The 18,070-nt window shown below is 65.6% G+C and carries 20 protein-coding genes; 3 read left to right on the plus strand and 17 right to left on the minus strand.

Annotated elements, in window-relative coordinates; all coding sequences use genetic code 11:
* Both NZ773_15710 and NZ773_15715 read right to left on the minus strand, forming a co-directional pair.
* Window positions 1–182: hypothetical protein (locus tag NZ773_15710; GenBank protein ID MCS6803373.1), on the minus strand; the 182-nt coding region annotated here is incomplete at its 3' end.
* 336 nt (window positions 183–518) lie between these two features.
* Window positions 519–1,079, minus strand: a complete 561-nt coding sequence (locus tag NZ773_15715; protein MCS6803374.1) for a hypothetical protein — start codon at window positions 1,077–1,079, stop codon at window positions 519–521.
* Window positions 1,080–1,377: 298 nt separating this feature from the next.
* On the opposite strand from NZ773_15715, the gene NZ773_15720 reads away from it, so the two are divergent.
* Together NZ773_15720 and gyrB are read left to right on the plus strand one after the other, a co-directional pair.
* Window positions 1,378–2,343 (plus strand): hypothetical protein, encoded by a 966-nt coding sequence (locus NZ773_15720; protein MCS6803375.1) that lies wholly within the window; start codon window positions 1,378–1,380, stop codon window positions 2,341–2,343.
* Window positions 2,344–2,370: 27 nt separating this feature from the next.
* Window positions 2,371–4,287 carry a DNA topoisomerase (ATP-hydrolyzing) subunit B gene (gene gyrB / locus NZ773_15725; GenBank protein ID MCS6803376.1) on the plus strand — a complete coding sequence of 639 codons (1,917 nt, stop codon included), beginning with the start codon at window positions 2,371–2,373 and terminating at the stop codon, window positions 4,285–4,287.
* Between the two features lie 168 nt (window positions 4,288–4,455).
* Here gyrB and NZ773_15730 read toward each other — a convergent pair whose 3' ends face one another.
* The 3 genes from NZ773_15730 to NZ773_15740 form a co-directional block, all read right to left on the minus strand.
* The gene (locus NZ773_15730; GenBank protein ID MCS6803377.1) at window positions 4,456–5,397 is read right to left on the minus strand and encodes an RluA family pseudouridine synthase; all 942 of its coding nucleotides are present in this window, start codon (window positions 5,395–5,397) and stop codon (window positions 4,456–4,458) included.
* A gap of 4 nt (window positions 5,398–5,401) precedes the next feature.
* Window positions 5,402–5,887 (minus strand): signal peptidase II, encoded by a 486-nt coding sequence (lspA, locus tag NZ773_15735; GenBank protein MCS6803378.1) that lies wholly within the window; start codon window positions 5,885–5,887, stop codon window positions 5,402–5,404.
* Window positions 5,888–6,028: 141 nt separating this feature from the next.
* Window positions 6,029–6,466, minus strand: coding sequence for a hypothetical protein (locus NZ773_15740; protein ID MCS6803379.1), 438 nt, complete (start codon window positions 6,464–6,466; stop codon window positions 6,029–6,031).
* Between the two features lie 150 nt (window positions 6,467–6,616).
* On the opposite strand from NZ773_15740, the gene dat reads away from it, so the two are divergent.
* The gene (gene dat, locus NZ773_15745) at window positions 6,617–7,483 is read left to right on the plus strand and encodes a D-amino-acid transaminase (GenBank protein ID MCS6803380.1); all 867 of its coding nucleotides are present in this window, start codon (window positions 6,617–6,619) and stop codon (window positions 7,481–7,483) included.
* Between the two features lie 29 nt (window positions 7,484–7,512).
* On the opposite strand, the gene fliM is transcribed toward dat, so the two are convergent.
* From fliM to NZ773_15805, 12 genes are all read right to left on the minus strand, one after another.
* Window positions 7,513–8,523: a flagellar motor switch protein FliM gene (gene fliM, locus NZ773_15750; GenBank protein MCS6803381.1), complete on the minus strand. Its 1,011-nt coding sequence runs from the start codon at window positions 8,521–8,523 to the stop codon at window positions 7,513–7,515.
* A gap of 73 nt (window positions 8,524–8,596) precedes the next feature.
* Window positions 8,597–9,010 carry a flagellar basal body rod protein FlgB gene (gene flgB / locus NZ773_15755; protein ID MCS6803382.1) on the minus strand — a complete coding sequence of 138 codons (414 nt, stop codon included), beginning with the start codon at window positions 9,008–9,010 and terminating at the stop codon, window positions 8,597–8,599.
* A gap of 3 nt (window positions 9,011–9,013) precedes the next feature.
* On the minus strand, window positions 9,014–9,481 hold the full coding sequence (gene fliJ / locus NZ773_15760; protein ID MCS6803383.1) for a flagellar export protein FliJ: 468 nt from the start codon (window positions 9,479–9,481) through the stop codon (window positions 9,014–9,016).
* Window positions 9,478–10,800, minus strand: a complete 1,323-nt coding sequence (locus NZ773_15765) for a FliI/YscN family ATPase (protein ID MCS6803384.1) — start codon at window positions 10,798–10,800, stop codon at window positions 9,478–9,480. The genes fliJ and NZ773_15765 overlap by 4 nt, the downstream gene beginning before the upstream one ends.
* Window positions 10,784–11,515: a FliH/SctL family protein gene (locus NZ773_15770; GenBank protein MCS6803385.1), complete on the minus strand. Its 732-nt coding sequence runs from the start codon at window positions 11,513–11,515 to the stop codon at window positions 10,784–10,786. Before NZ773_15770 ends, NZ773_15765 begins: the two co-directional genes overlap by 17 nt.
* Entirely contained in the window at window positions 11,516–12,568 is a 1,053-nt protein-coding gene (gene fliG / locus NZ773_15775) for a flagellar motor switch protein FliG (protein ID MCS6803386.1), read from the minus strand.
* A gap of 3 nt (window positions 12,569–12,571) precedes the next feature.
* The gene (fliF, locus tag NZ773_15780) at window positions 12,572–14,173 is read right to left on the minus strand and encodes a flagellar basal-body MS-ring/collar protein FliF (protein ID MCS6803387.1); all 1,602 of its coding nucleotides are present in this window, start codon (window positions 14,171–14,173) and stop codon (window positions 12,572–12,574) included.
* Between the two features lie 119 nt (window positions 14,174–14,292).
* The gene (locus NZ773_15785; protein MCS6803388.1) at window positions 14,293–14,616 is read right to left on the minus strand and encodes a hypothetical protein; all 324 of its coding nucleotides are present in this window, start codon (window positions 14,614–14,616) and stop codon (window positions 14,293–14,295) included.
* Window positions 14,616–15,029, minus strand: coding sequence for a flagellar export chaperone FliS (gene fliS / locus NZ773_15790; GenBank protein MCS6803389.1), 414 nt, complete (start codon window positions 15,027–15,029; stop codon window positions 14,616–14,618). The genes NZ773_15785 and fliS overlap by 1 nt, the downstream gene beginning before the upstream one ends.
* 56 nt (window positions 15,030–15,085) lie before the next feature.
* The gene (gene fliD / locus NZ773_15795; protein MCS6803390.1) at window positions 15,086–17,167 is read right to left on the minus strand and encodes a flagellar filament capping protein FliD; all 2,082 of its coding nucleotides are present in this window, start codon (window positions 17,165–17,167) and stop codon (window positions 15,086–15,088) included.
* Between the two features lie 14 nt (window positions 17,168–17,181).
* Window positions 17,182–17,508, minus strand: coding sequence for a flagellar protein FlaG (locus tag NZ773_15800; GenBank protein MCS6803391.1), 327 nt, complete (start codon window positions 17,506–17,508; stop codon window positions 17,182–17,184).
* A gap of 77 nt (window positions 17,509–17,585) precedes the next feature.
* A partial coding sequence (locus NZ773_15805; GenBank protein MCS6803392.1) for a flagellin occupies window positions 17,586–18,070 on the minus strand: 485 nt, incomplete at its 5' end.

An 18,070-nucleotide genomic window follows, 5' to 3' on the forward strand; every position in this document is an offset into this window, starting at 1 on the left:
CCGATGGTGGCTTGGAGTTCGCCGCTGAAGACGGGCGGCCACGCGAGCGTGTTCGCCGCACCAAACTGCGGCACGTCAGGGACCTGTGCCGAAACGCTCAACGGCCCCAAGACCAGTGGAGCGGCCAGCGCGGCGAGCGCGCCAAGCGTCCCCGCAACTGCCTTCAGACGAAGATGTGCCATTGCTCTCCTCCTTCGGATATGCCGACTTCTGGAGGCGCCGTTCTTGACAGGGATGAGGTGCGATGGCGCGAACTGCTGGATGAGAAACGCGCGGCCGAGACTCGCTCGCATCCGGCACCGGCAGAATACACCAATCCTGCCGAGACAGTCAACAGGAAAATCGGGGGAATCGCGACGAACTGCTCCATTTTTGCGGTGGGCGGCGGCGCGCGCTGCCGCGCGAGCACTCTGGCAGAGGCGCGCCGCCCTGCAGGCTCGGTAAGGGAAACGGTGCGGGATCAAAGAAACCGCCCACCGACAGTCGTCAGTGGGCGGTTTGTCTGAGCGCGAGCAGGCTTACTGGGCGCTTGCGCCGCCTGGCGCCGCCGGCTGGAGCCCGCCGGGCAAGGTGACCGGGGCGTCGGTGCGGATCCGCGGCGAGACGTAGATCCCCTGCACGCGGCCGACCGAGGTGCCGAACTCGCCGCCTGTTGCGAACCAGAGCCAGCTCCACGTCTCAAAGGGTTGCCCGCCGTTGTCGGCGACGACGTAGAACGGCCCTTGCGCTTGGCCGGCGCGGACGAAGTGGTTGATCCACCCCACTTGCTGGCCATCCGGCGCCAGCCCTTCAACCTTGCCGCGATTGGCGTCTTCGGAGCCGGCGTACGTATTGGTCACCCGCGCTGAAGCGGGAAGGTAGACCCGGACATCAACAAAGGCGTGCTGGTTGGAAGTGCGGTTCGAGACGACCACGAGCAGTCCGGTCAGGTTGCCAACTGTCACCTGCGCCATTTCGGAGATGACTGGTGGCCAACTCGCCGCCTGCTGCGCTGCTGCCGGCTGAACCCCGATCAGTGGCATTGCCGCCAAGCCGGCCACGGTGAGTGCGAGGGCGCCGGCTTTCAACAGTCGCCGCATGAGACCTCCTTGCCTGCGTTCCCAGAGCGCGCCCGCCGCTTGGGCCTGCTGGCGCCTCTGGGCGCAGAAACTGGGGATAACTGCCCTGACTTGGGCAGAACAAACCGCGCTCGAACGGTCGGCTGGCAGTCTACCACTCTGCTGCCGGCGAGTCAATACGCTACGGAACCATCTGGTTCGGCCGGCGGGCGCCCCGCTGGCTTTCTCTGGAGCGGAGTTCCTAGCTGCCAGCAGCGCGCGGCGTGCTCATGTCCTCACCTGATTGTGAGGCGGGTCATTTGGGTGGTACACTTGAAATGTGTCGAGTGGGACCGGCCTCGTTGAAACGCTCTGGGCCGGGTTTGCAACCCTCAACCGCCGCCTCGATCTCTTGGCTCTCCCAATTGCCGTCAATCTTGTCGCGTGGCTTGGTCCGCGACTGACGGCGCGTCCGGTCGTGGAAGGGGCAGGCGCTGCGTTCGCGAGTTGGTTCGCCGCGGCCGCAGCTGACCCGTCGCTCGGTCTCTCTGCCGAGCAGGCCCGCCAAGTGAGCGAGGAACTTGCAGCGCAGATGCGACTGCTTGCAAGCGCAAATCTGGTGACGCTCGTCGGGTGGGCGTTGCCGGGGATGATTGCACTGGACGAACCGCTCGGGCAGCCAGTTGTCGAACTGGAGGGGCGTGCACTGCTGGGGGCCCTTGTTGCGCTGCTCGCCCTCGGGTTGGCGTCCGCCGCGATGTTCTACCAGCAGGTCGCCAGCGCGGTGCGGGGCGAGTCGCTTCGGCTGCTTCAGCTGCTCGGCGGGGTTCCGCGTTTTGTCCTTCGCCAAGCAGGCTGGATTGCCATACTGCTCGCCGCAGCCGCTATCGCTGGGGTGCCGTTTCTGCTAGTCATCGGCTTGGCGAGCATCCTCAGCCCCGCTCTTGGCGTGGCGGTGCTCTTTGTGAGCTGGGGGCTGCTGCTGATCGCAGCCTGGGGGCTGTTCTTTCACACGAGCGCCATGTTTTTCGATGATGTCGGACCGCTGCGGGCGGTGGTTGGGAGTGTCGCGGTTGTCGCTCGCCACCGCGGGCCTTCGCTCCTGTTCGTAGCGGTCGTCTCGCTGATCACGACCGGCTGGGGGCTCGTCTGGAGCGGCCTCGAGGGCGTTCCGGCGAGCAATCTGCTGCGGATCGCTGGCCATGCGTATCTCAGTTGTGGCCTCGTCGTCGCGACGATGATTTTTTACCGTGACCGGACGGTCGCTGTAGTTTCGACCGCGCGCGCCGAGCAGCAGGCGGGCTAGGGCTGCTCCGGTCGGGGAGAGTTCATCATGGCAATCAATGCGCGGCAAGCGGAGCAATATACCGCCCGCGACATTCAAGTGCTTGAGGGGCTCGAGGCGGTCCGCCGTCGCCCGGGCATGTACATCGGCAGCACGGATCAACGCGGGCTGCATCACCTGGTCTACGAGATTGTCGACAATAGTGTGGACGAGGCGATGGCGGGCTTCTGCACCGAGATCACGGTCACGATCGGCCGTGATCGCTCGGTGCGCGTCGACGACAACGGCCGCGGCATCCCTGTCGATATCCATCCCAAGACAAACGTCTCGGCCCTCGAGACGATTATGACCGTGCTCCACGCCGGCGGAAAATTCGGCCATTCCGCCTACAAGGTCTCGGGGGGGCTCCATGGGGTCGGCGCCTCTGTCGTCAACGCCCTCTCCGAGTCGCTCTGGGTGGAAGTCCATCGGGAGGGGCAGGTCTATCGCCAAGAGTACCGCCGGGGCGTGCCGCAAGGCCCGGTGCGGCCGGTGCGGCCGACCGCTCGGCGCGGGACCACCACCTGGTTTCTCGCCGACCGCGAGATCTTCGGCGAGATCGACTACAACTTCGAGACATTAGCGCAGCGCTTCCGCGAGACGGCCTACCTCACGAAAGGCTTGCAGATCACGCTCCTCGACGAGCGCGATGATCGTGAGCTTACCTTTCTGTTCGAAGGCGGCATCGTTTCCTTTGTCCGCCATCTCAACAAGCATCGGACAGTCATTCATCAGCGGCCGTTTTATGTCCAAAAAGATTACGAGACCTCTTCAGTTGAAATCGCCTTTCAGTACAACGACAGCTACGCGGAGTCGGTCTTCAGCTTTGCCAACACGATTAACACCGTTGACGGCGGCACCCATCTGACGGGCTTCCGGACGGCGCTGACCCGCGTGCTCAACGACTATGCCCGCAAGGCGAAGCTGCTGAAAGATGACGAGGGCAACCTGACCGGCGAGGACGTGCGGGAGGGGCTGACGGCGATTATCTCGGTCAAACTGGCCGAGCCGCAGTTTGAGGGCCAGACGAAGGCGAAGCTCGGCAATCCCGAGATGAAGGGGCAGGTCGAGTCGGCACTGAGCGAAGGGTTGTCGGCCTATCTCGAGGAGAACCCTGCCGACGCGCGGCGGATCATCGAGAAGTGCATCACGGCGGCCCGAGCTCGCGAGGCGGCCCGCAAGGCGCGCGACCTCGTCATCCGCAAGAGTGCGCTCGAAGGGCTGACCTTGCCCGGCAAACTCGCTGACTGTTCGGAGAAAGACCCTGCGCTGTGCGAACTGTATCTCGTCGAGGGCGACTCGGCCGGCGGCTCGGCGAAGCAGGGGCGCGACCGCCGGTTTCAGGCGGTGCTGCCGCTGCGGGGCAAGATCCTCAATGTCGAGAAGGCGCGAGAAGACAAAATCCTTGCCAACGAAGAGATCCGCGCCATCATCACCGCACTCGGCACCGGCATCGGTGACATCTTCAACCTAAGCAAGCTGCGCTATCACCGGATTATCCTGATGACTGATGCCGATGTCGACGGCGCCCACATTCGGACGCTGCTGCTGACATTTTTCTTCCGCAATATGCCGCAGCTGATCGAGCGGCAGCATCTGTTTATCGCTCAGCCGCCGCTGTATCGCGTTGCTCACGGCAAAGAGGTCCGCTACGTCTACTCGGACAAGGAGCGCGACGAAGCGATCGAAGCGATGGGCAGGCCGAAGAATGTCGTCGTCCAGCGCTATAAGGGGCTCGGCGAGATGAACCCCGAGCAGTTGTGGGAGACGACGATGAACCCCGCGACGCGGACTATCCTGCAAGTGACGATCGAGGACGCTGTCGCCGCTGATGAGATTTTCGAGATGCTGATGGGAGAGCAGGTGCCGCCGCGGCGCCAGTTCATCCAAGCGCATGCCCAAAACGTCAGGAATCTCGACGTGTGAACGCCGTCGCGGCGTAGAACGGCGACGAGCTGCAGCCGCCCCGCTGCCGGCCGCCAGCGGAGCGCCTTCCGCGCTGCGTGGGCGCGGAAGTCCTCCTCACCGCCGACGGGCGCCCCTCGCTCGCCGGAGCGCGCCGCGCCGGAGAGGCGAGACCCCACGAGGAGAGCGTCAGTCGTTTCCGGTCGAAAGGGGCGGGGGAGGGGAAGCGGGAGGCGGCTCGTGGCGCGCCAGCCAAGTGGCGAGGTCGGCTGGCAGCGGCGACTCGACTTCGATCCACGCGCCGTCACGCGGTCGGCGGAAGCCGATCCGGGAAGCGTGGAGAAATTGGCGCGGCGGGCCGCCTTTCCGCGGTCGGCCGTAGAGGGTGTCCCCCGCAACAGGATGCCCGATGGCCGCAAGATGCACGCGGATCTGGTGCGTGCGGCCAGTGATCAGGTTCACCTCGAGCAGGCTGAACGGGCCGATCGTGCGCACCGTCCGATAGTCGGTGATCGCCTCGCGGCCGTCGGCAACGACGGCCATCCGCTGGCGATGGCGCGGGTCGCGGCCGATCGGCGCCTCGATCCGGCCCTGCGGCGGATCGGGATGGCCTTCGACGAGAGCGAGGTAGGTCTTTACTACCTGCCGGTCTTGGATCTGGCGGGCGATCTGCCGCTCCCCATGGGGGGTCTTCGCGACGATCAGCACGCCCGAGGTGTCTTTATCGAGGCGGTGGACGATGCCAGGGCGCGGGCTTGCCCCAATGCCGGCGAGTTCGCCTCCGCGCCCGAGCAGAGCATGCACGAGCGTTCCGCGTTCGTGGCCGGCAGCGGGGTGGACGACCAAGCCTGCAGGCTTATCGATGACGAGCACGTCTTCGTCTTCGTAGAGGATCGGGATCGGAATATTTTCGCCTTCGAGGAGGAGCGGCGGCGCGACCGGCACCATCAGCGTGATCCGCTCGCCGCCGCTGAGGCGCAGGCCCGGCTTTGCCGGCTTTCCGTCGACAGTGGCGTTGCCTGTCTCGATCAAGGTGCGGACAAAGGCGCGCGACAGATCGGGACGCTGGTCAGCGAGAAACCGATCGAGCCGCACGCCGGGCTGACCGATCGCTTCGATGACTTCCTTCACGGGTTCAAACGACGTCTTCCTGGCTGGCTGGAGTTTGCCGCGTCTCTCGCGGCGCGACGAAGAGCAGGTAGTAGCCGAGAAGGACAACCCCGATCACGATCGACGAGTCGGCAATGTTGAAGACCGGCCAGTACGGAAACTCGATAAAGTCGGTGACATAGCCTTGGTGCAGCCGGTCGATCAAGTTGCCAATAGCGCCGCCCAGCTGCAGTCCGAGCCCCAGCCGCACCATCCAAGCGTCGGCCGGCAGGCGGCGGTAGTAATACAGAATGAGGCCGACCGCAACAATCGCGATCACCACGAACAGCATGCTGCGGTCTTGAAACAGCCCAAACGCCGCGCCCGTGTTGGTGATGTGGCGAAGACGAATAGGCCACTCTTCTGGCACGGGAACGCCGAGCGGCAGGGTCGCCCGAACCCAGATCTTCGTGATCTGATCGAGCGCGATGACGACAGCTGCGGTGACGAAGAAGATCCAGCTCTGTTTCACGAGATGCTCACCAGGCTACCCTTCAATTTTATCTTTATCCGCTCGCGCGCGACCGCCGGTGCAGCCGTCTGTCGCGCCGGCGGTGCGGGGAGCAACCGGAGCTCGGCGCGCAGCTGCCGCGGGAAGGCCAGCGTTCTTGGATTAGGTCCCCTGCTGCAGCCGCTGGAGGACGCGGTCGTATTCGTCTGCCAACCGTGTCACCAGCCCCTCGAGCTCGGTTACCTCGCCGTTCGTGCGGACGCATTGGCGCTGCCAAGCGGCATCATCGAGCGCGGCTAGCTTCGCGGCGGCGCGCTGGCTCTCGGCATCGAATTCCTCGACGAGCACGGCGACAGGACGGTCATCACCTGCCGGGAGGTCGGCGACCAAGGCGGGTAAGGACGGCCGGTCGAGCGTGGTAATTCCGTCGATCCAGCGGTTGAGGGCGAGCGAATAGCGATGGAGGTAGATAATGCGGTCGAGCGGCGATTTCCCGTCCGCGTCCGGCAGAGTAAGCTGGCGAGGGCTCAGCCGGGCCACTGCCTCGCGGAGGGTCGTGCCGACCGTACGGTAGCGCGCAACAAGGGCATCGTGGTTCATCATCCCTCCTCTCTCCCCTGCCGATGATAAAACGACCCGCGCCTCGGCCTCGCCTCGTGGCGCGCCTCCGCCGCGGCCGGAGCGCGCGTCTGCGCTGAGCCGCTTCGGCGCAAGCGCGCGGGCGACTATACTTGCGCGCTGGAGGTCCGCATGGAGCAGTTCGTCTATCTGAACGGCGAGATTGTTCCCTATGCCGAGGCCCGCATCCCGGTCGAGGATCGTGGTTTTCTCTTCGGTGACGGGATTTACGAGGTGATCCGGATCTATCACGGCCGGCCGTTCGCCTTTGAGCGCCACCTCGAACGGCTGCGCCGCTCGGCGGAGGAGATCCGCCTCCCCCTTGAGCTTGAGCGGCTTCGAACGGACGCGCTGGAACTGATCGCCCGCCAAGGGATTCCGGAGGCGACGCTCTACCTCCAAGTGACCCGCGGCGTCGCCGTCCGCAATCACGCCTTCCCGAGCGCGGTCGTGCCGACAGTGCTGATGCTTGTTCGCCCGGCGAGCCCGCCCGGCGCCGACCTGCTGGAGCAGGGCGTGCGCTGCTTGACTGTGCCGGACGATCGGTGGGCGCGCTGCTCGATCAAGAGCATCAATCTGCTGCCGAATGTGCTCGCGAAGCAGCGAGCGGTCGAGGCGGGGTGCTACGAGGCGATCTATCTGCGCGACGGCTTTATGACCGAGGGGTCGAGTTCGAACAGCTGGGCAGTCTTCGGCGGCGAACTGTGGACAGCGCCGAAGAGCAACTACATCCTCGGCGGCATTACCCGCGATATCCTGCTCGAGCTGGCCCGCGCAGACGGCATTCCCGTGCGGGAGGAGCCGGTTGCTGGAAGCCGGCTCCCCGACGCTGACGAACTGCTCATCTCCTCAACGACGTCGGAGGTGCTGGCGGTGGTGGAATTGGACGGCAGGCCGGTCGGCAGCGGGCGGCCCGGCCCCGTCTGGAAGCGCCTCTATCAGCTCCTCCAAGGCGCCATCGACGCCGAATGCCGCCTCGAGACGGCGAAGGCGCGCTAACGTTCGGCCGGGACGCGGCGCGCTTTCGCTCAAAGGAAGAACTCTTCTTCCTCGTCATTGAGCACTTCCTCAATCCGAACGGCGAGATGCTTTCGGAGAGTGCCCGGCACTCCGGTGAACTTCGGGCGAGTGCCGACTTTGACTGGCAGGGGCTTCGACACGAGCGTGTCGAGCGTCAGGACGTCGCCGACTTCGAGAGCGAGCAAGTCAGCGATCCGCAGGCGCGCCTCGCCGAGACAGACAGAGACCGGCACGCGCACGCCTTGGAGATGCTGGGTTAGGGTTGCGGCCTGCTCCTCGTTGCCGGTTTTGCGCTGGCTGAGCCAGATCTCGGCAGAGAGCTGCGGGATGATCGGCTCGATCACGTTGTGCGGAATACAGAGCGAGATGGTGCCGGTCGACCCCAGCAGGCGCACCTCGAACACAATCAGCACGACGACATCAGTAGGCAGGGCGATTTGCACGAGCGACGGATTGAGCGTCGTGTCCTCTAATCGGGGACGCACTTCGATGATGCCGCTCCAGATTTCCCGGATCGAGTAGAGCAGGGTGCTGACGACGGTGCGCATCAGCGAGATTTCGATCTCGGTCACTGCGCGGCCGGCCGGCATTGGGCGGCCCGGCCCGCCGAGGAGACGGTCGACGATCAGATAGGCGAGCTCGAAATCGAGCTCAACTATGGCTCGTCCCGGAAGCGGGTCCATCGAGACCAAGTGAAGCACGGCCGGTTCCGGGCGCTCATCGATATATTCCTTGAACCGCTTCTGCTCCAGCAGCATGAGCGTGCATTGAACGACGGTTCGAGTGTTTGCCGTCAATGAAAAGGAGAAGGAGCGGGCGAGGTTTTGGTGCACGATCTCCAGCGTTCGGAGCTGGTCTTTGGAAAGCTTGTCGGGCTGCCGAAAGTCATAGAGACGGATCGTCGCGCCCGTTGGGGAGAGCGGAGCGACAGGTCCGCCGGCCGGCTCTCCTGTGACGTCGCCGAGACCAGCCAAGAGGGCGTCGACCTCTGCTTGGCTCACTCCTTTCGCGTCGCTCATCGTGCTCTTTTCGACCCCCTGTATTGGCGTTATCGGCAATGGGCGCCTCGTCTCGCACCGTTCTGGACGCGCCCTAGCGGCGGCCCTCGTTGATCGCGGTGCGCAGCCCCGCATATTTCGATGAGATGAGGCTGGCGACGACGTTGTAGCGAAGGCTGGTCTCGGCAAGGCGCGTCATCTCGCGGTCGAGATCTACCGTGTTCCCATCGTTGCGCCGCGCTGTGCTGGGCGCCGGGGCGCGCGTGACGACGGCCTCAAGCGCCGCAGGAGCGCCTAGGTGGGCAGCGTGGGTGGTCGCAAGGGGGATGTCGTCACCCCGTCCAAGCGCCTGCTGCAGCGCGCGTTCGAACGACACCTCCGTCGCTTGGTACCACGGCGTGTCGACATTGGCGATATTCGTGGCAATCGCCTGGTGGCGCTGGGAGAGGCCGCGGAGCGCTGCTGTCAGCCCGCGCAAGGTCGTGCTTTCGAACGGACGAAGACTCATCGCTCACCCTCCTCCAGCAAGAGAACCGCGTCGGCGCAGGTTGAAGCGGACGGTCGCAATTTCTGCGAGCGCGCGCAGTTCCTGAGTGCGCGCCTCGTGCGCGGCCTGGGCCTCCGCGCGCTCCTTCAGCTTTTCGATCGCCTTCCGCTCCTGCTGTGCGGCGACGAGCTCGGCGCGTTTGGCGGCACAGCGCGCCTCAAGGTCGGCAAGCAGCAGCTTCTCGTTGGCGAGTTCACTCTCGAGACGCCCAGCATATCCATGCAGCTGCGCAATCTCGCGGATCTTCAGTCTGCCGCTTGCCTGCTGCTCGCGCAGCGCTGCTTGGATGCGCTCCATCGCGCGGTGAATGGCGGCGATCGCGGCCTGCCGCTCGGCGCGCTGGCGCTCAAGGACGGCAAGCTCCTGTTCGAGCGTCTCGACGCGGCGGCGGCGGAGGTCGAGCACCGCGTTCAGCCGAAAGCGCGTCGTCATGCCTCACCTCCAACGGCAAGGAGCCGGCTGATTGTCTCGTCCCACGGCGCCGGTTCGTCTATTCCCTGCCGGAGGAAGGCGAGGAGGTCGGGCATCGCGGCGATCGCGCGGTCGATGGTCGGATTGCTCCCGGCAACGTAGGCGCCGATGTTGATCAAGTCGCGCGCGTTGTCATACGCCGCCAGCAGTTCCCGCACCTTTCCGGCAGCAGCGAGGTGAGGGCGGTCGACGAGCGACGCCATCAGCCGGCTGACACTGGCGAGCACGTCGATCGCCGGGTAGTGGTTCTGCGTCGCGAGCTCGCGCCGCAGAACGATGTGGCCGTCGAGCACGCTGCGGACGGTATCCGTGATCGGCTCGGTCAGGTCGTCGCCCTCGACAAGCACCGTGTAGAAGCCGGTGATCGTCCCGCGTTCGCTCGTTCCTGTCCGCTCGAGCAGCTTCGGAATGAGGGCGAACACCGAAGGGGGATAGCCCTTCAGCGTTGGCGGTTCGCCGATCGCCAGCCCGATCTCACGCTGCGCCATGGCAAACCGGGTGACGGAGTCCATCAGGAAGTTGACGTGGAGACCGCGGTCGCGGAAATACTCGGCGATCCCGGTTGCGACCCAGGCTGCCTTCAAGCGGATGAGCGCGGGCGTGTCGCTCGTTGCGACAACGACGACGGAACGCGCTCTTCCTCGCTCGCCGAGGTCGCGGTCGAGGAACTCCTGCACTTCGCGCCCGCGCTCGCCGATCAAGGCGATGACGTTGACATCGGCGTCGCAGTTGCGCGCGATCATGCCGAGGAGCGTGCTTTTCCCGACGCCCGAGCCAGCGAAGATCCCCATGCGTTGTCCGCGGCCGACGGTCAGCAGCCCATCGATGGCGCGGATGCCGGTCGCGAGCGGCTGGACGATCCGCGGTCGGCTGAGCGGCGGGGGAGGGTCGGCGAGCAACGGCTGCTGATGCGATGGCGCAAGAGGGCCCAGTCCATCGAGCGGCCGGCCGAGGCCGTCGAGCACGCGGCCGAGCAGTTCGGGGCCGACCGGCACCGAAAACAGCCGTCCGCGGCTGGTGACGACGGTGCCCGGCTGGATGCCGGCGAGTTCTGCGAACGGCATCAGCATGATGCGATCGCCCTTGAAGCCCACCACCTCGGCAGTGATCGGCGGGTGGCCGTTTTCGAGGTGGAGCGAACAGAGTTCGCCGATCCGGCTCATGAGCCCTTGGGCTTCAATGGTGAGCCCGATCACCTGCACGACCCGCCCCTCAGCGCGCACGGGGACGCACGTCGCCACGGCATCTCGGTAGCGGCGGAGGTCAAGACGCACGGTCATCGAACCCCCCCGCGGCGCGCAGCGCCCGCCGAATCTCGCGCAGTTGCGTTCCCAGCTGGGCGTCGATCCGTCCGCCCTCCAGTTCTAAGACACAGCCGCCCGGTTCGATACTCCGGTCGGCGACGAACGTCCACTCGCGGTCGCGGTAGCGCGGCCCGCGGGTTTCGGCCCAATGGGTGGTCACGAGGTCGTAATCGTCCGGATGGACGCGGACGGTGACAGTAGGACTGGCGGCGAGATGATCAAGCGCCTGCATGACCGCCGCCAGCACCGTGCTGCGGTTCTCCTCGCGCACTTGCCCGACAATCCGGCTCGCGATCGCAATCGCGAGGTCGATGATCTGCTCCTCGGCGGCGCGCACCGCGCGCTCCCACTCGAGGGTCGCGTTCTCAGCGAGGGCGACGAGCCGCTCGAGGCTAGCGAGCCCCGCTTCCCGTCCTGCTTGGTACCCTTCCGCCTTGCCCGCTTCGTAGGCATCAAGCTCGGTTTGGAGCGCCGCCTTTTTCGCCTCGTTCAGGATCGCCTCTGCTCGCGCTTCAGCCTCGGCGACCACTTGGGCCGCGCGCGCCTCGGCCTCTGCGAGCAGCGCGGCGGCGCGGGCGGCGCTTTCTTCTTCCGGTTTTGGGCTCGCCGGCGGCGCGGCGGACGGCGCGGCCGGGCCGACGGGATGGGGCTCGACCAACTCGACAGCGGCGGCTTTGACAACCCGCCCCATTTAGAGCAGCACCTCGTCGCGGCTGTTGCTGCGGCTGAGGACGATCTCTTCCGCCTCGTCGAGGCGCCGGATCACCCGGACGATGTTCTGCTGGGCTTCCTCGACGTTCTTCAGCCGAACGGGGCCAAGCGCTTCGAGGTCGTCCTTCAGGGTCTGGGCGGCGCGTGAGCTCATGTTGCTGAGAATGCGCTGCCGCACTTCCTCGGTGCAGCCGCGCAAAGCGAGCACGAGGTCGCGCGAGTTGACTTCGCGCAGGATCCGCTGGATCGAGCGGTCGTCGAGCTTGGCGATGTCCTCAAAGACGAACATCTTCTTCCGGATCTCTTCTGCCAGCGAGGGATCGAGACTGGAGAGAATGCTCTTCTCAGTGGCGCGGTCGACCTGATTGAGCACCCGGACGAGGTAATCCAGCCCGCCGACGTTCGAAAACTCTTGGCTCGAGAGGGCCGACAGCTTGCGCTTGAGCGAGCGCTCGACGGCATCAACCACCTCAGGCGCGGTGCGGCTCATCGCCGCGATGCGGGAGGCGACCTCTCCTTGGAGGTCGGGGTCAAGGTGCGCAAGCACTTGGGCCGCCGCGCTTGCCGGCAGATGGGCGACGACAAGCGCGATCGTCTGGGGGTGCTCCCCTTGGAGGAAGCTCATCACCTGGCTCGGGTCGATCTCGCGCACAAAGTCGAACGGATTGGTCCGCCGTCCGGTCACGCGGTCGAGCACTTCGCTCGCCCGTTGGGGGCCGAGAGCGCGCTGCAGGATCTCGCGGGCGTAGTCGATCCCGCCCGAGGCGAGGTACTCTTTGGCCATCGTCTCCTGAAACGCCTCTTCGAGCACGCTCACTTTCGTTTCCATGTCGAGCCGTTCGAGCCGGAACACTTCTGCGATCGCGATCTCGAGCCGCTCGTCGCTCAGCATCTTCAAAATCTGCGAAGAGAGCGTGGGGCCAAGCGCGATCAGCAGCGCAGCCGCCTTCTGTCGACCCGTCAAGCGGCGACGAGGGAGCTCCTTCGTCTCGAGCGAGCGGTCCGCAGAGGGGAGCGATTGGGATCTCGCCATCATCTAGTCCTTCTCATCGATCCAGCGTTCCACGATTTCGGCAATGAGATTGGGCTTATTTCGCGCGAGGTTGGCGATCTGCTCTTCAAGCGCCCGGCCGCGCACGGCGAGCGGCGAGCCGTGGTCTTCGAGCTTGGTTCGCATGCTGTCGAGCGCTGCCGCGAGGCTCTGCTCTTGCTGCGCGCGCGCGGCGTTCAGCTGCTTTTGGGCGACTTCGGTGACCGTCACAGTCGGCGCTCCCTCTGGTTTGCGCCGGCCAAAGAGCGCGCTGACAAGGAGGACGGCAATGATGAGGGCAGCGACCACGCCCGCGCCTTTGGCGGCGGTCAGATACAACTGCTGCTGGGCCGCCGCCTCGAGCGCGCGCCGTTCTGCTTCCTGGGCGCTGCGGTCGAACGAAATGTTGCTGACCGTGATGGTGTCGCCGCGCTCGGCCGACAGCCCGGCAGCATTCGCGACAGCTTGGCTGATCGCCTGCACCGCAGCGGGGTCGTTCAAGTTATCGACGAAGACGGCGACCGTCATGCGCCGGACCGTGCCGGGGGCCTGCACTGTCGAGACGACGGTCTTCGACAGCTCGTAGTTGGTCACGATATCGCGCTTTTCGTAGGTATTGGTGCCGGCGCCCGCCGCGTTGGCGCCGCCCGCGCCCGGGACGTTGGTTGCGACGCCGGGCACGCCGGCCGGCGGACTGCTGCCCTGAAAGCGCTCAGTTGTCTCGCGCTGGCTGCGCGGCGCTCCCGGGGCATACGTCTCGGTCGCGGTTTGGACCTGATCCCAGCTCATGTCGGCCGAAACGCGCGCGGTCGCTCGGCCGGGCCCGAGGACGCGGTCGAGCATCGTCTGGACCTTTGCCTCAACATCGCGCTCGAAGCGCGCTTGCGCCTCGAGGTTCTTCAGCACCGCGCGCCCGCTCGCCGGCTGCGTCGTTTCGCGTTCATCCCACAGGACGTTTCCGTTCACGTCGACGATCGACACCTGCTCCGGCCGCAGCCCCTCGACCGAGCCGGCGACGAGATTGGTGATGGCGCGGACCGCTCCCGGGTCGAGGCGCTGGCCGTTTTTCAGCTTCAGGACGACCGACGCCGAGGCCGGTTTCTGCTGGCTGCTGAACAGCTCCTCCTTCGGCAGCACCACATGAACGCGCGCCGACTCGACGGCCGCCATCGTGCTGATGGTGCGTGCGAGCTCGCCTTCCAACGCGCGCTGGTAGTTCAGACGCTGGTTGAAGTCGGTCAAGCCGAGAAGGTTGGTCTGGTCGAACAGTTCGAAACCAACTTGACCGCTCTTGGTCAAACCTGCTTGGGCGAGCGTCAGGCGCGTCTCATGCAGCTTGTTCGCCGGCACCTTGATCGTCGTGCCGCCATCGGCCAACTCGTAGGGGACTTTCAGCTCCTTCAGCTTGGCGACAATCTGCCCGGCGTCTTCTTCGCTCAATTTGGTAAAGGCGACGGCGTAGGTCGGCTGGAAGGCGGTGACCACGAAGTAGACGAGCACTCCTGCCGTGATCACTGCCACCGCAGCCAGACTGAGACGCTGCGCGAGCGAGAGGCTGCTCCACACGCTGAGCAGTTGCTGCTGCGCTCGAAGCAAGAACGCTGGCATGCCCTTTCCCGTGCGACGCCGCTCCCGGCGTCCGGCTCGATGGTAGGCTGGGCAGGGCGCTGCCGCTTATCGGGGAATCCCCGAAACTGCGAGGTCCCTGCCCTCGGTCCGCGCAGCGGTCAGCCGCGCCGGTCGAGATGGGAGGACACGAGGCGGGGGCGGTAGGCAGCGCGCAGGTGGGCGGCGCGCCGCAGCTCAGCGCGCTCTTCCTCGAGAACGCGGCGCAGGCGGAGCAGAGCGTCTTCCGTATCGGTATCGAGCCGCTGGATCTGAGTGAGGATCGCCCGCGCGCTGTCGGTGTCGGATGCAGGAAGCCCGCGCACGTTCAGGTAGGGAGTGCGCGCATCAAGGAGCGCGTCGACCTGGTCGAGGTCGCCGGCAAGGGCGGCATCGCGCGCGGCGAGGGAGAGCATAAGCGCCTGCCGCAGCCCGTCGAGGCTCATTACGCAACCTTGGCGGAAGCGTGCCGCGCCGTGAGAGGGGAGGTGAGGCGACTGAGCGCTTCCTCCCACGTCGCCTTCAGGTCGCGCAGAAGGCGGACGACCTCAGGGATCGCCTGCTGGTCGCGTTTATAGTCGGCTTCACCGACTCGGTCGATCATGTAGCGGTAGAGGCCGAACAGATTGTGCGCCATCTCGCCGCCGTTGGTCAGGTCGAGCGCGCCGGCCAGTTCGATCAGAATATCCTGGGCGCGATGGAGATCGGCCCGGAACTCGTTGAGCCGTCCTTCGGCGCGGTGCAGTTCTGCTCGGCAGAGAAAGCGGATCGCGCCGCCATACAGCAGGACGACGACCTGACCGCCCGTTGCGGTCTCGCCCTGCACGCGCTGGTACTGCTGGTACGGGTTAGCGATCATGAGGTCTCCGTGCTGCAGGTCTTTCACGATCCGTATCGGCTGCGCCCACCTCTCCCTTAACTGGTGCGCTGCAGCCCGGCGAGCGCTTGGAGGAGCGCCGTCTGGTCCGACTTGAGCTTTGCCAATGCCTTTTCCATCGCGAGGAACTTCTTAGTCAGCACCTCTTCTTTCTGGGAGAGGCGCCGCTCCATCTCCGCGACGCGATCCTTGAGCGACTCGATCTGCGAAGTCAGCTCGCTCTTCCGTTTCTCGAGGGTGCCGCCAGCGTCGGTCAAGACGGAGAGGTAATCGGCTGCCTTGTAGGCGACCCCCTTGGTGGCGACAGTCGTGGTGATGATATGGGTGCCGTCGGTCAAGACGGCGCCGGCGCGCAAGGTGACACCGGGGATGAGGGTCGTGTTCACCCCGTTGGCCGTGATCGTTCCCGTCACCTTCGGCTGCGGTGTCCCGCCGGTCGGCGTGAAGATCGCCTCGATTGTCCCGTCGGCTTTCGTCGTGATCTGATAGGTGCCCGATTGGCGGGCAGCCGGGTTCCCGCTAATGCTGATCAGGGAGCCGGTTCCGCCCGGTTGGAGCGTTGTGGTCTGCGTGAGCGAGCCGAACACCTCGCGCACGGCAAAGGGATTGCTGCGCAGGGCGTCGGTCAGCTTCGCTTCGTCGAGAACGAGGTCCCGCGTTGCGCCTGCCGCGGTGCCGACTGCGCCGAACGTGATGCCAAGGTCGGCCAGCTTCGTCGCCGTTCCGCTCAGCCCGTCGCCTGGGCTGGTGACAATGTTTTTGAGCGCAACCTCGACCCCCCGCAGGAGCGCATCGCCGCTCAGCGGTCCGCCGGTTTTGGTCGCCACATCGTAGGCGGTCTGCTGGCGGAGATAGGCCATCGTGCTGTTATAGGTGGCGACGAAGTCTCGGATCGCATTCAGTGTTGTGGCGGTGTCCTGCCCTACGGTCACGGTCATCGGGGTTGCGCTGACGGCGCGCAGCGTGAGCGTGATTCCGGGCAAAGCATCGGCGATGGTGTTGCTCGCGCTGTACTGCGGCGCGCCGCCGGCGATGCTGTCGATCCGATAGATTGCGGTGTCGCCGACGGTGGTAACAGCGATAGGCGTCCCGCTGCTATCGACGAACCGAAGCGCCTCTACGAGGTTCCCGCCCCCTGCCGGCGGGACACTCGCGGCGATGGTGATCATCTGCGAGCCGGTGGCGTTGTTGGTCAGCCGCACCCGGTCGCTCACGGGGTCATAGGAGGCGGTCACTCCTGCTGCTGAGGCGTTGATCCGGCTGATGACCGTGTTGAGCGAATCGACAGCGGGGTCATAGGCGATCGTGACCCCATTGATCGTGAACGAGCCCGCTGTCGCCGCGAGACCCGTCAGCCGCGCCTGGTTCAAGGTGGCTGCCACCTGGGCGACGCCAAGGTTGCCCGTCGAGGTGACGGTCTGATTGCTCCCTTCGGTCACGTTTGGGGCGGCGAGCAGCTTCGCGGCGGTGAGGAAATTGCTCGTATCGGCGCCGCTGCCGAGCCGAATTGTCGTCGCGGAGGTCAGCTTCAGTTTGTTCGGCCGCCCGTCCGCATCATTGACGATGCTCGCGGTGACGCCGACGCCAGCATGATTGATCTTGGCGAGGATGGTGTTTGCTCCGGCGGCGTCGACCCCGTCCGACAAGATTGTGTTCTCATCGATCGTGATGACGGCGCCGTTGATCGTGAAGGTGCCGGTCGTTGGGGTCAGCCCGAATCCGGCCGTGGCAAGCGGTGCGGCGAGGTCGACAGCTTGGCCGATCGCGCCGGCGCTTTCGGAGCGGGTGGGTGTGGCGAGCCGGTCGACCCAGACCCGAAACGTGCCGTTCGCGGCTGATGGCCCCGCGCTCACTGTCGCTGGCGCAACTGCTCCTGCCGCCACGTCGGTGCTGACCGCCTTCGCGTTCAGCGATGCCCCTTGAGCGAGCGTCAGCAGCTTTGCACGGAGGGTGTGCAGCCGCGAAGTGATCTCGGCGAGTGCCTTGCTCCGGCTCTCGGTCTTCTTCTGCTGGGCGATGACCTTATCGATCGGCCGGCGCTCGACAGCCATCAGCTGCTGCACTAGGTTCGCGGTATCGACCCCGCTGGCAAGACCGCTCAGCGCAAAAGGGTTGGACATTGTCGTCTCCCGGCTCAACGCTTCGCGTCAAGGAGGACGCCGAGGTAGCGGTTGATCTCAGCGGCTACTCGGAGCAGCTGCTCGGGCGGGATCTGGCGGATGACCTCGCCGCTCTCGGCGTCGACCAATTTCATGACGTAGCGGTGTGCCTTCTCGTCATAGCTATACGCCACCCGATGTCCGCTGCTATCGGGGTTTTGCTGATCTTCGCTCCGCCGAGCGCGGCGAGGAACTGTCTGATGGGGATGGCGCGCGCCGTGCTCGCCGACGGCTGCTGACTCGTCCAAGCGAAAGCTGAGCGCTCGATTCGGATCGACTGGGCCGACGCGGGAGATATTCATCGCGCTTCTCCCTTCTGGAAAGTATTCATCCCCCACAGGGCTTCACCTCCCTGTGGGGGAGACAAAGATCGTGCCGCCTAGCGCAGGAGGGCGAGCACTGATTGAGGGAGCTGGTTGGCCTGAGCGGCGACGCTGGTGCCGGCCTGCTGGAGGATTTGGCCGCGGACCATCATCGCCACCTCGTAGGCGAAGTCGGCGTCGACGACGCGGCTGTGGCTGGCGGAGAGGTTCTCAAAGCTGATGGAGAGATTCTTGATCGTGTGCTCCATCCGGTTCTGGAGGGCGCCGAGCTTGGCGCGCTCGGTGGAGACGGAGCCGATGGCGGCGGTGATTTTGGTGATGGCGTCGTTGGCGTTGGAGGCGGTGTCGACTTGGAGGGAGCCGACGGCGAGGCCGGCGGAGCCGGCGGTCATGTTCGCCAGTCCGAAGGAGAGCGCGTCGAACACCTGCGTGTTGCCGGCGCCGACCATCAGCGACGTGCCGCCCGTAACGGTGAAGGTCGTGTTGCCGGTCGAGGCATAGATCGAGCCTGTCGCGATTGCTGAGGCGATGAGGTCGACCT

This window comes from Dehalococcoidia bacterium (assembly GCA_025054935.1).
In the GTDB taxonomy this organism is placed as follows: Bacteria; Chloroflexota; Dehalococcoidia; order SpSt-223; family SpSt-223; genus JANWZD01.